Source organism: Paenibacillus polymyxa (genome assembly GCF_001719045.1).
Classification (GTDB): Bacteria; Bacillota; Bacilli; order Paenibacillales; family Paenibacillaceae; genus Paenibacillus; species Paenibacillus polymyxa_B.
In genome coordinates this window covers 5,686,007-5,698,921 of sequence record NZ_CP015423.1, presented here as the reverse complement: position 1 = coordinate 5,698,921, position 12,915 = coordinate 5,686,007, and the positions used below count along the sequence as shown (strand labels likewise).

Annotated in this window: 13 protein-coding genes; all 13 read right to left on the bottom strand. The window is 41.3% G+C overall.

The annotated features are described in order from the left end of the window. Positions 1-49: 49 nt before the first annotated feature. The 13 genes from AOU00_RS25235 to AOU00_RS25195 all read right to left on the bottom strand — a co-directional run bounded on the left by AOU00_RS25235 (position 50) and on the right by AOU00_RS25195 (position 12,827). Positions 50-691, bottom strand: coding sequence for a hypothetical protein (locus AOU00_RS25235; RefSeq protein ID WP_069291968.1), 642 nt, complete (start codon positions 689-691; stop codon positions 50-52). A gap of 353 nt (positions 692-1,044) precedes the next feature. Further along, complete coding sequence (locus AOU00_RS25230) at positions 1,045-1,974, bottom strand: prenyltransferase/squalene oxidase repeat-containing protein (RefSeq protein ID WP_155765268.1); 930 nt, start codon at positions 1,972-1,974, stop codon at positions 1,045-1,047. A 187-nt stretch (positions 1,975-2,161) separates the two neighbouring features. Further along, entirely contained in the window at positions 2,162-2,632 is a 471-nt protein-coding gene (locus AOU00_RS25225) for a hypothetical protein (RefSeq protein WP_069291967.1), read from the bottom strand. 87 nt (positions 2,633-2,719) lie between these two features. Continuing rightward, positions 2,720-6,148, bottom strand: coding sequence for a GH32 C-terminal domain-containing protein (locus AOU00_RS25220; RefSeq protein WP_081330758.1), 3,429 nt, complete (start codon positions 6,146-6,148; stop codon positions 2,720-2,722). Between the two features lie 107 nt (positions 6,149-6,255). Next, on the bottom strand, positions 6,256-6,459 hold the full coding sequence (locus AOU00_RS27340) for a hypothetical protein (RefSeq protein ID WP_237166416.1): 204 nt from the start codon (positions 6,457-6,459) through the stop codon (positions 6,256-6,258). Beyond that, complete coding sequence (locus tag AOU00_RS27335; protein WP_237166418.1) at positions 6,377-6,577, bottom strand: hypothetical protein; 201 nt, start codon at positions 6,575-6,577, stop codon at positions 6,377-6,379. Before AOU00_RS27335 ends, AOU00_RS27340 begins: the two co-directional genes overlap by 83 nt. A gap of 61 nt (positions 6,578-6,638) precedes the next feature. After that, positions 6,639-6,812 carry a hypothetical protein gene (locus AOU00_RS27330; RefSeq protein ID WP_231109375.1) on the bottom strand — a complete coding sequence of 58 codons (174 nt, stop codon included), beginning with the start codon at positions 6,810-6,812 and terminating at the stop codon, positions 6,639-6,641. Between the two features lie 22 nt (positions 6,813-6,834). Then, complete coding sequence (locus AOU00_RS27325) at positions 6,835-6,903, bottom strand: hypothetical protein (protein WP_237166414.1); 69 nt, start codon at positions 6,901-6,903, stop codon at positions 6,835-6,837. A gap of 929 nt (positions 6,904-7,832) precedes the next feature. Beyond that, positions 7,833-9,314, bottom strand: a complete 1,482-nt coding sequence (locus AOU00_RS25210) for a glycoside hydrolase family 32 protein (protein WP_061828410.1) — start codon at positions 9,312-9,314, stop codon at positions 7,833-7,835. 11 nt (positions 9,315-9,325) lie between these two features. Further along, positions 9,326-10,561 (bottom strand): MFS transporter, encoded by a 1,236-nt coding sequence (locus AOU00_RS25205; protein ID WP_061828411.1) that lies wholly within the window; start codon positions 10,559-10,561, stop codon positions 9,326-9,328. 199 nt (positions 10,562-10,760) lie between these two features. After that, entirely contained in the window at positions 10,761-11,744 is a 984-nt protein-coding gene (locus AOU00_RS25200) for a LacI family DNA-binding transcriptional regulator (protein ID WP_061828412.1), read from the bottom strand. Between the two features lie 99 nt (positions 11,745-11,843). After that, positions 11,844-12,017: a hypothetical protein gene (locus tag AOU00_RS27790; RefSeq protein WP_237166413.1), complete on the bottom strand. Its 174-nt coding sequence runs from the start codon at positions 12,015-12,017 to the stop codon at positions 11,844-11,846. A 354-nt stretch (positions 12,018-12,371) separates the two neighbouring features. Next, on the bottom strand, positions 12,372-12,827 hold the full coding sequence (locus AOU00_RS25195; protein WP_069291965.1) for an SDR family oxidoreductase: 456 nt from the start codon (positions 12,825-12,827) through the stop codon (positions 12,372-12,374). Positions 12,828-12,915 lie beyond the last annotated feature (88 nt).

Genomic DNA, 12,915 nt, shown 5'->3' with positions numbered 1-12,915 from the left:
GCCTGTATTATGTTACCTACCAATGAAATCAACAATTGTTTTTTTTATCTCATAATCCAAAATGCTCACGAACTAAATTAAACTGTTCTTCAACACTCAATTCGGGTGTTCTTTCCAGTGTTTTGATGCCATTTCGAATACAGGCACTTCTTACATCATGAGAAAATCTAATCATGTTTTTATTGCCATTTGCGATTGTTGCCGCTGGATTTGATGTAAGATTAATAACATCCAAAATCATCTTATGGTCTTCTCTAAAGAAATATAGCCTTTCTATTTCTTCGTCAGAAGTATAAAGGCAAATCATTCTTTCTTTTGGAATAAAGGGTAATATACGCTCGGGCATAATTCCTAAGTCTATAATGATTGGTTTATCAGTAGGCATTTTTAACAAATCCGTAACAAAAAATCCCATCATCTCTTCGACAATTTGAAAAAGCCAATGAACATGTTCATCATTGGGTTTATTGAACCATTTATCCCAATCTAAACCCGAATGAGGATACTGTAGGGCAGGGTATTCAACTGGATTGGTGAATGGTCTGTACTTCATCACGTTATCTTCCAGTGTTTGAAATCCTAACTCTTTAACAAATTTCTTTGTCATTGTGGACTTCCCTGCACAACAACCACCATTTAACCAATATACATGCTTTAATTGTTCCTTCAAATATTCATCATTTATTTTCATTGTAATCCTCCTCAATTTTTTAATATTGAGGGAGGTGACGGATTCTTATTGGTTTTCTGTAACTGTAAAACCACATAGTAAATCCCCCTTTCATAATCTTAATCAATCGTATTCGACATATTTTAGTTAATTCCTTCCTTCTCGTTATCCTGCCCGTTAGCGTAACAAGGCTGCCATTCAATCCACGGCAGCCTCATGGTTTATTGAGTTGCCTCAACAAAGACCTCTTCTTTTGCTTCCCATTTTACGGCTTCAATCAGTGTTTAGACAATCATTTTACATATTGAAATTTGCAACTTTCCCCTCTAAGCCTTCCTCATCCTGGTCCGTTCCTCTTCCCCATGAGCTCCCTTCTAAAGGAAGTCTTTATGCATAGGTATACTCCCGTCCAATCGTTCGATAACTCGATCCAACTGTCTGGTTAGATAAGGCGAAACATCACCAATGCCAGACACTGCTTCTAACAAGGGAAATAGTTGCCCACCCCACGGGCCTTGTGGATCAAAGACTTGTCTACCGATTCTCAAGCCTCCTGTTTCCTTGAAGATGTTCAATCGTTCCAATCCTTCAATAAGTAGCCCGACCGGCAGCGTTTTGTTCCTACGTCGGGACCATTCTGCCAAGAAGGACATGCCGCGTAATATATCATATTCAAAAAACCTCGGAAAGCAAGGCTTAAGCCATTCCATATCGATGACGCTTCTATTTTGTTTAGAACATACAAGACGATGCTCAATTAAATAACGTGCGCCTTCATCTAAGAAAACGACTTCCTGTTCAGTAAATTCACGGTCTGTATGCCATAAGATAGCTTCAAGCGGAGGAAGTGTTGAAACAATAGAGCTCTTTTTAGAATGAGTATAAGCTTCAGGGTCGCAGTTCAGCCCGCCATCAGGTAACTGATGCTTTAAGAGCCATTCGCGAATCCAAGGCAGTTCCTTGTCCAAATCACAGCCATACGCCATTAGAATCATATAGTATACGGCAAGTTCACAATGGCAGCAATCCATCTTCATCTTATCACTTTCACTTGTTGGATGGTCATCGGCGGATATGATGAAGGTCGGCCAGACCTGAGTTTCGAGTAAATATTTTGCTCCGACAATAGCAGACTCGGGAATTAGTTTCACCTCTCCCATTTCATAAAGAGCAGCCATATGCCACCAAGCTCCATCCCATTTTCGACGGCTGCACTCGCCGTGAGTCATCCCCAAATGGGGAGTAGATTCAAGGAACTGTATAGATTCTTCGATTGCTAAACGAATATTTTGATTTGTTTCCATCTGGGTATCTCCTTCTTGATTACCTCTACTTCATGCTTCAGTTAAGCAACGCTCATCTCGTATACCCTTCCACTCTTAAAAAATTCGATATGTTATTAACCCATCCTGCCCGTTAGCTCAACAGGCAGCCGATATTACGGCAACCTATTCTTATGATACCATCGTGTTGCGTTAATTATCTTAATCTCTAGGTGACCTTTAAGGCAAAATGATAAAACGCATCGCCACGAGATTGGTTCTCTACATCTTCATCCATCCACCATACCCCGTATGAATAAAAATATGTCCCTTTTTCTGTAGGAACTTGAAAACTATTTTCTTTCAATAAAACTTCTGTAAGTCTTCCTTCATAGAATTGCTCGACATGAAATTTATTCGGTTGGGGCTCATAATTCATAAGGAATTTTACAACATCACCAGGCTTTACTGGAATCGGTTCTTTTCCTTTTAAAAGTTCAACTGGACCAGCTGAATCCACACATGATGTTGTCCAGCAATATGTGCCGAGTTTTGTTTTGTACATTCGTTTATCAATCTGAATTTGAACCTTTGGTGGTTTCTCTCCCTCAAGGTCCTTGTTTTTTGGCTGAACACCCACGCAACCAACTATACATATAAGAGTTAGTGCCATAACGAATAACAAGACTGTATTCTTCATATAAACCCTCCTATCTATATTCGACCCTAATTATTCAACGATAGAAGAAGTAATTTACTGTATAAATCGATTTCTGTATTGCGGCATTTACAAGGCTGACATGATGATGTTTGCAGGTTCTTCGTTGCTCACATTGACGTTTTGATAAGATGCGTAGCCGCCAAATACATGAAGTCCAAAGTGGCCTTCTGCAAAAGTGCCATCCATTACATCTATGACTTTTTGTCTATCCACATAAACTACAATATGCGGCCCATTCGCTTCTATTTTCACCTTATAAGTTTGACATGGCTGAATGAAAGTCGGTACTTTCGCAAGAACCTGCCGTTCTTCAAATCCTCCATTAATTTTATAGAACAGACGGATCGCCTTCATGTTAGGGTCTAGATTCAGATAGTAACCACTGCGCCCATCCTCGCTAGCCCTGAACAAAATAGAACCTGCCCCTCCTGTTTCACCAAGCATCATGTCTGCTTCATACGTAAAATTCTCAGCCTTCTCTTTAGCGATATAATTCGCATCGCTGAAATAATTACCACGAATCCCATTCTCGCTAACTAACCATGAAGCAGCAGACAGATCTTTGGTCCATCCACTCAGGTTTGTCCGGAACTCACCGCCTGTGACTTTAACGAGCACACTAGCGGATGCTTTACCATCCGGAGTAGATACGGTGATCGTGGACTCCCCTTCTTTTTTCGCCTCAATAACCGCCTGCGAATTGTCTATTACGTCTATGGCTATTACTTCTTTATTGCTGGACTCCCACTTAAGCGGTTGAACGCCAAAACCTGGTCTATACTCGACCATTGCCTGCAGTGTGTCCGACTCCCCTATACCCAGTTCTCGAACCCTCGTATCCATCTTTATTTGAGCTTTTGAATTAATGTCCTCATTCCAGACGGATAGAAGTTGATGCACTTTCAAGGAAACAACGTTCACATTCCCTCCTTTCACGTAAAAACTCATCGCTCTACTGGCTGGATTCGGAAATATAACATCTGAAAAGACGACTTTGCCGCCGTTACCAAAGGCTTCAACGGAAGACTCATTCACAAGAATACGCATCTTGACCCGATTATTCTCCATTTGCATCGGCGCTTCATGTTTTTTATTGAAAAGGCTGGAAAAGTCCGTTACTCCAGATGCAGTTCGGTCCAGAAACATTTTACTCTCGCTTGCGGTATAACCCACAACCGTCTTCTGATTTGTACCCTCACGAAGGTTAAAGCCGAACTCGGTCACTGTGCTGGCTTCAGGGATTTCAATTTCAGCTTCAATTTCGTAAGCACCTGAAATAATGCCTTTTAGCAGGTTCCCGGAAGAAGGACTCACCCCTTTATTAGAAGCAGAGTACAACGGTTTACGCAATGATTCCAATTCTTTAATTGGACTTTGTGCCATCCGAATTCCATCTTCGGTCGTTACCAATGATACTTCTCTCGGAATGGTTAGTTCACCTTTCCAATTCGTCGTTGGGAAAGCGAACGGATAGTCCCAATTCGTCATCCACGCCATCATCACTCTGCGATGATCAGGCATGTTAGCAAAAGACATCGAAGCGTAAAATTCTTTACCAAAATCTGTTCTTAGCACTTTACCCGCCGAATTATCATTCACGAATTTACCATCAGCTGTTAAATGACCGATAAAATACTCGGCATCTGATCCACCAGTTTTTGGATTCGCTCCCGTACTGATCATCATAACCCACTTCTTCTGTGACGTTCCGTCTACCGGAAGCTGGAACAAATCAGGGCATTCCCATACACCTCCGCGGACGTAATCCCCGTATCCCCAATTATCTGTCAATGTCCAGTCAAGTAAATTCGTTGACGTATAGAAACGAATATTATCTCCTCCGGACACAACCATAACCCATCGGTTATTCTCGTCATCATAGATCACTTTAGGATCGCGGAAATCCCATCCCCCAGGGTCTTCTCCGCTCTTACCTGGGTTCTCGATCACGATCGGGCGGTCCTTCGAATATTCCCAAGTGCGACCTTGGTCCTTGCTGTATGCCAGACCTATACGCTGGTTCCCATTCGGGCCATCCGGATTAAAGGAAGTATAATATGCAATAAGGCCCTTGCCTCCTGAATCCCCGAATAAACCGGATGCATTCGTCATATCCGCAACAGCCGATCCAGACCAGACATGTCCGTGATCATTCCACGGAAGTGCAATCGGAAGCCGCTTCCAGTTCAGCAAATCTTTACTGACAGCATGCGCCCATGTGCCTCCATCCTGATGGAAGAGATGATATTCTCCTTCGAAGTAGACAAGTCCATTCGGATCACTTGCTGAACCACGTATTGGCGTGTAGTGATACTGAGGACGATATATTTCGTTATAATATTGGCTCAATTCCGTCACATAAGTATCCTGGAAGTAAGCCGTCCCCTGTTTGACGACGATTCCGGTATTTCCATTCGTGTAGGTTGAATCTTTCACGTCAATCGCGGCCGTAGTGTATCCGTCCAGGAAGACCTGAATTCGATTTCCCTTTGCCTTGATCTCCACATGATGTTTGGCTCCCATCTGACTCGGATAAGTACGCAGTGAACTTGCAATTACTGTTCCTTTCGTATTCGTCAAACTTACACGGACCTGATCTCCTTCCTTCGTAAGAGTAGCTTCATATCCATCAGCTCCATCGGCGGAGGAACGAAATGCGAGAGCCGCAACAGAATCAGGAAGAAGGGTAATATTCCCTTCATACACAATATCAGCCGCCTGTTTGTTATAGATTTGCTGTGCCTTGCTCTCATGTGCTATCGTCCCTCTTTTGCCGCTGATATCAGGCTGCCATTTTCCCTTACTTGCAACCACTGTACCCAAATTACCCTTCAGATCGCTCACCACGATGTTCGAAAACAAGGCGGATCCATCCCATACATGAAGTCCCAGCTTTCCGCTTCGATACGTAATGTCCTGAACATCAATCAAAGGTTTATATTGATTGCCCCAATATACTTTTAGCGAGGAACCCACTGCCTTCACTTTGAGATGATAAATCTGACCCGCTTCAACAGAAACTTTACGCTCCTCCTTTAATTTCCCATCTCCATTCCTTGCATCTCTTAACCGAATCAGACCTGTATCCGGAATGATTTGGAGTTTGTACGAGCTAAAGCCATCCTCATTAGAACGGAACAACAACGTTGCGACTGCCTTCGTATCCCTGATCATGACATCAGCTTCATAGATAAAATCATCGGACACCGTCTCGGAGATGGCCGTTACATTTTCTTTAGGCTGCGAAGTCAGCAAGATTCCTTCTGAAGTATACTCTAATAACCCTTTCCCTTTCACTTGCCAGCCTGTCAAATTGGTGTTTAATTTGGTAGCGTTTTCAAAAATAGAAAGCTCCTCCTTTGCCTGTTTACTTGCTTCCTGATCAGCGAACACAGCCCAACCCGTAGCCGGACTAGATGTAAAAACGCCCATTGAAGTCAGAGCTAACCCCGTTGCCATCAGAAGACATATTGCGAATTTAGATTTATCTTTCATTCCTTACCCTCTTTTCTAATGGAATTGAAAGTAGCGGTCAGCAACTCGAGCTTAACTGGACGAGTCCTGGCAGCACAATATAATCAACAATGTGATCCAGTATGACACTAGAGCTGACATAGCCGTTCAGGTTCTGTAGCACAGCCTTTCGAATCAACGGGAACAGCTCTTAGCTGACTTAATTCACTTATGGGTGTTTGGATTAAGCAAATTCCCTCCGAATACGTCCTAAGCTGTATCTCTCGGGGGATTGACATGTGACCACGCCATTCTTCTGAAGGAAGAGTGGAAGCATAACGCCAATTGTTCATCCAGCCGACCCAAATCTTTCGTACGTCCTCGTTCGGAATGCCATCCCAGGTCACGGCCGCCTGCCGGTGGTTCTGAATCGTTTGGATTCACACCATTTCTATCCCCGACACTTAGCATAAGAATCCACTTAGTGATATTGGGATCTTCATCCACTTGGATTTTAAATGCCTCAGAACATTCAAAAATATCCTCGATGGATACCCGGAATATCAGAGCTGAAATCGCTTGCAAAAAACCATGCCTTAAGATTGGAATACGTATAAAATTTTACATGGTCTCTTACGGCGAGAACCCTTACCCACATTGACGATTCGTCATACCAAAACACCTTCGGATCACGAAAGTCTAGCATTTTCGTTGGGAACAAAACAGGGTTACCTTGGCTGTGTATCATAAGGGGTATGTTGGTAGAACAGATGGTACTCTCCTTCATGGTAAACCATGCCGTTGGGATCATTCATCCAATTTTCCTTAGGGGAATAGTGTAATTGGGGCTGTATATATTTTTATAAAAAATATTCACTGGTCCTTTTCTGCTACTCATCTCACCAGATAAATGTATTTCTTTAATGTTACTCACCCTCCTTTTAGGTTATTTAGGATCTTAATAGAAGTGATTCAACTAGCTTGGCAACTAAATTGGAATGCGTGCAAATAACTGCTTAGTGTACCTGAAAAATGCATTTCTTATGAACCAAAATAATCCAATAGCGTGCATTTGTCAATCTTTTTTTACTTCATTTCACATATTTTTAGATAAATGAGCTTGTTGATTTTACATTTGCACAAAAATATATTAAATCACTCGAAAATGGCAACTTTTATTTAATTTTATCTAATCGTCCTTCTTTATTTTGTAAACTAAATGTATCTACAATTGTTCACAAGTCCTTGTTCTTTCCGGCAAAGGAACCAAGCTCTTGGTCTGGCCGCGGCAGCTGCAACACGTCCGATGCTCCTGCAGACGGTGAGATTTCTTTCCTATCTGGAACCCTCCCTTAATCCAAGCTTGGTTTAAACCAAGCCTAGGTTGCAACCAGGAACGGAAAAAGGACGCTCATTAATCCATGAACGCCCTTGCTTCAGAACTCACAACTTTATTTGACACCTTAGTCACCCTATTTTGATAAAGGGTGACTAAGGTGCTCATGTTTATTTTATTATTCACCTCTGATTTTTACAATTTTATGCTCCTTCATTCAAGACTAAATATCCACTCATTTGCCTTTAAAAAATATTAATTCCATCGCCTTAAAAAAACGACACTACATATTTTCTGCAGTGTCGTTTTTAATCCGATTATCTTAAGTAATTTAGCGAGATAAAATCTTACTTTTCTTTTGCAAATATGAACTGCAATCTTTTCATCGAGTTATTCAGCTTGCCATACATCTTTCAATTTCCAATAGGTCAATTCATTTACTAGAGCCTCTCCACCCTCCGTTATGATTTCTATGCCTAGCAATTTCTCACTCGGATAGATGCGACTTGTCATCGTAGCTTGTCCTTCATTCGCAAACATTTCAATGGATGAGCGATCCAGATATACATGCAATGTCAGCTGCCCCCCAGCATTGAAGGCTGTTTGACGTACTCCATCTGTCTTCTTACCTGATTTAGAACAATTAAGCATAAGTTTCTGCTCCGGAATAGAATATGTGATAACCGTTTCTTCTCGACCTGTTCCACGAAACTTCAAGCCTACCATGTCTGCACTTGACTTCGTGAGGTCGAACACTACCTTAAGTTCAAGCAGGTCGGCTTCAACTTCCTTGAAGTAACTTCCAGAAATGGCGCCATATTGACACAAAATATGTTTACTTTGACGAAGCAACTTCATTTCTTCTACTGGATTCATCAGTACTTTATTATTGTCACCCAACGTAACTAAACGCGGGATCGTCATTGCTCCACACCAGCCGTCTGCTTTCGTCGGCATATCCGATTCCCACATATCCATCCAACCAATCGCAATGCGGCGACCTTGATCATCTAGAAAAGTTTGAACCGCATAGAAGTCATGACCATTATCCAACTCGATGAACTCTCCATGCTTATATTCATTACTATCATAATTATAATCGCCAACATAATATCCCGTCTGGAACAAGTTATTGTACTTATCTCCCTGCGCATCAATACCTTGTGGGGAGAACATAAATATATGCTTACCGTTCAGTTCAAAGAAATCAGGGCACTCCCACATGAAGCCCATATTCTTATCTCCCTGCAGAAGCACACCATGATAGGTCCAAGTTCTAAGGTCAGGAGATGTATATAGAATAACACGCGGCAGATCTTCTTTCGTGCTGTTACCTAGGATCATGTACCATGTATCCTCATGCTTCCATACCTTCGGATCACGGAAATGCTGGGAGCTATCTATCGGAGGTTCAGCGATTACGGGATTCTGCCTTATTTTTGTAAAATGAATACCATCTGTGCTTACTGCCACATTTTGATTTTGGAAAAAGATATTGTTTGGTTGATCAATATAGTGATGGCCAGTATAGATCAATGTCAGTTCGCCGTTATTATCTACTGCGCTTCCTGAGAAGCAGCCATCAAGATCACACGCATCTCCAGGTACTAATGCAATCGGACAATGCTCCCAATGTACAAGGTCTTTACTCTTCACGTGACCCCAATGCATTGGACCCCAGTTCTCATCATAAGGATGATGCTGATAGAAGGCGTGATATTCACCTTTAAATTGAATTAATCCATTTGGGTCGTTAATCCAGTTTGCTGGTGCCATAATATGATAACCTAATCGGTACCGCTTGTTCATTTTCGCTTCTGCCTGTTTCAATGCTTCCTCAGCTTGCTTCGTATTGTTATTATATGTGTTCATCTGTCTTCCTCCTATGCTGTTTCAAAAAGCTTGTTAGGCTTGGGATTCAGCTTTTTCGGTTCTTTCTTTAAGGTAAAGATTGAGATTGTTGTAAAGGCAAATACGAAAACACCCATAATCACGTACGTATTTGCAAAGCCTCTAATGTCATAAGACATACCCGCGATTGGCGAGAAGATCGAAGCTCCTACCTGACTCATAAACTGGTATCCCACCAGATATAGGATCGAAGACAGACGCGTATCGAAATTAGCAGCCAAGTACTTAAATACGGAGATCAGCATGATTGGCAGTTCCAATGCGTGAATCAATTTCATAGCTGAGATACCATAAGGTCCAATAACTAAGCCTGAACCCATGATCCGGAACGCCATCAAGAACCCTGCCAATATCAGACCCTTTTTTGCTCCAATTTTGTTGACAATGAAAGGCGCTAAGAACATCATGCCTGCTTCCAAGAATACTTGTAGGGAATTTAAGTAACCGTAAACTTGATTGCCTAAAGCAACCGTTGAGAACGTCGATGAAAAGTAATTCGGGAACTGCTGGTCATACACATTGTAAACACAGGTAACACCAAGAACATATAAAATGAAGAACCATAAATGCTTGTTTGCAAACAAATGGACGATTTGCTTAAAGTTAACAGATTCTGCTCGCTCCATCTCAGAATCTGTCATTTCAACTTTAATTGTCATCATAATGATAAACAGAATGACAGCAGATACGGATCCAATCCAGAAGTTAATGTTAGGGTTGATATTGAAGAGCTGACCAGCGAAAAATGTTGCTGCTGCCCAACCTAGCGAGCCCCACATACGAGATTTTCCGTATTCAAAGCCATATTTTCGGCTGACTTTCTCGACATAAGATTCGATGGCTCCGATTCCTGCCAAAAAAGAAATACCCAAGTATAATCCACCTACAATGGCGCCGAGAAATACATTGTATTGAAGTAACGGCCCATAGATATAGATATAGAAAGGACCAACAAATAAGAGTAAAGAACTGATTAGAAATAAAATATGCTTCTTCAATCCAATTTTATCTGATATATAGCCATAAAGCGGTTGCATACATAGCGCAAAGATAGCGTTTACAGTAAAGATAACACCTGTTTCAGCACCATTCAGACTGATTTCTTGCCCTAGCCAGATGGAGAACAATGAGTAACTTGCTGACCAAGTAAAGAAGAAAAAGAAGAAATAGGCACTTAGTTTCCAGTACAAGCTCTTTGACTTTCTCATATCGAACGCTCCTCTAAGTTAAACATTTAATGTAAATGAAAGCACTTCCGTATTTACAGATCGATTATATGTCAACCGCTTTCATATGTCAACCGCTTGACATATTTCTAAAAGGAAAAGAGCTCTCCTCTTTGATTTCAATTACTCTAATAAGGATAGCTCCACCTTATATCACAATGCTGAAACTATGGAAATTGTATTAAGCTGTACTAGCTTCAATAAGTTTCACTGGTAGATAGGTTTCTCGCGGGACATCACTGAATCCACCTTCAATTTCTTTAATAAGTAACTCTATGGAAGATCTCGCGATCTCCTGTATTGGTTGCTGAATTGTCGTTAATTCTGGGAGAAGATTGCGGGTTGTTTCTGTTCCGTCATATCCAATTACGCGAATATCTTCAGGAACACGTTTTCCTCTACTTCTTGCTTTAGCAATAAAAGACGCAGCCACCAAGTCATTACTCGCAAACAATCCATCTACTTCAGGATGTTCATCGAGCAAGCGTTTAATCGGTTCATCGTGATTCTGTTGGTGGAAGGGATCATGTACTTCATAGGTAATTGCCTTTCGACCATACTGCTCCATCACATCTTCATATGCTTTTCTTCTCAAGCTTGCCGGTGTTTCCAATTCAACAGGGCCATTGATGTGTAAGATATGCTTGCACCCCTTTTCAATAAGCAGTTCTGACGCCAGTTTTCCACCCAAATAATTATCCGATCCTACAACTGGGATTGAATCGGATAGAAAATGATCGATCGCAATGACGGCAATATTCTTCTGTTCATAATTTACGATACCTCGGTTGTGTGTACCAACGATAATACCGTCAACTTGATTTCGCATAAGCATATCCACATAAGATTCTTCTTTATCCAGCTGATTCAAACTGTTACAAAGCAACAGCTTATAGCCTAATGACGCAGAAATATTCTCTATATGAAAAGTCAGCTCTCCGAAAAATGGGTTGCTTGTAGTTGGAATGATTAATCCAATTAGATTTGTTCGTTTACTAAATAATGACCGAGCCACATCATTTGGTAAATAATTCAGTTCCTGCATCGCTTTATGAACTTGATCCTTCGTTTCTTGACTGATATAGCCACGATTATTAAGTACGCGAGAAACCGTAGTCGGTGAAACTCCAGCTAATTGTGCAACATCGTTAAGTTTTGGTTTCATTGATTCAACCTGCCTTCTCTCCATGCCAAGTCTCCAATTATTCTATTATTTTAACATGGTTAAACGTGAAAAAACATCTGACCTACGAGCCCTTTTCATTCAAATCTGTAATATCATCCATATACAGTGGTATTTGTTTTGTAGGTTGCTACTGCCTCCTTGAACCATGGATATTCGCGGCTTGAATGATTGATAACAAGGTCCATGACATCTTACTCCCTTTCGGTCCGCTTCTTCCATCAAGGTGCGAAAATCATTTAGACTCCCACACAGCGGGTATACCTGATAGTAATCAGTTACATCATATTTATGGTAACTTGGAGACGGATTAGGGGCATAAGCCAGAGGTAGTTGACCTCCAAATCCACCCCGAATGGGGTTTGCCCTCGTTTAAGTAATCAAGTTTTTGTGTAATTCCTTTCAAATCACTGTGTCCGTCTTGTGAATATACTTGGTTGAATTATTATCTTGTGGAGTATGGATAAATGTATCCATTTAAGTGTATACATCCCGAGATTTTTGTCATTTTATATGGACTAATATATGAACGTACCATAATGGAATGAATCTCATGTGTGATTTCGTAGAAAAAGATGGGGCTGTGTTACCGCTTTTGGGGGGCATGCTTTACATGTAGAAACTGGTAGTATACAACAAAAAGCGAATATGATTATTGCATATAGCGTCCTCCATCCATGACAATGGTTTGTCCAGTGAGATAACCAATTTTCGGATTGGCAAGTTGAGCACAAGCTCCCCAACCTCGGATTTTTTACCCAGGCGACCCAGCGGCGTATTCCCGATAATCCCTTCCATCACAGCGTCATTTAATGAATCTGTCATTTCCGAAGCGATCGGGCCCGGCGCGATCACATTCACACTAATATTGTATTTTGCCAGCTCACGGGCTGAGGATTTGGTTAATCCAATCAATCCGGCCTTGGAAGCACCATAATGAGGGCCGAAGCTTCCTCCCGTTAAAGCCGCTACAGAGGAAATATTAATAATTCTGCCTTCTTCACAAAGGATCTGTGATAATTTTTTGCATGTAAATATGAATCTGGATTTAAAAGCCCAACTCAATATTTTAATAGGACAAATCAACTCCCGCTATGGAAATCTAGCACAAGCTCTGGATCACTTCTTTTTAGCTCGCACCATATATCAACAA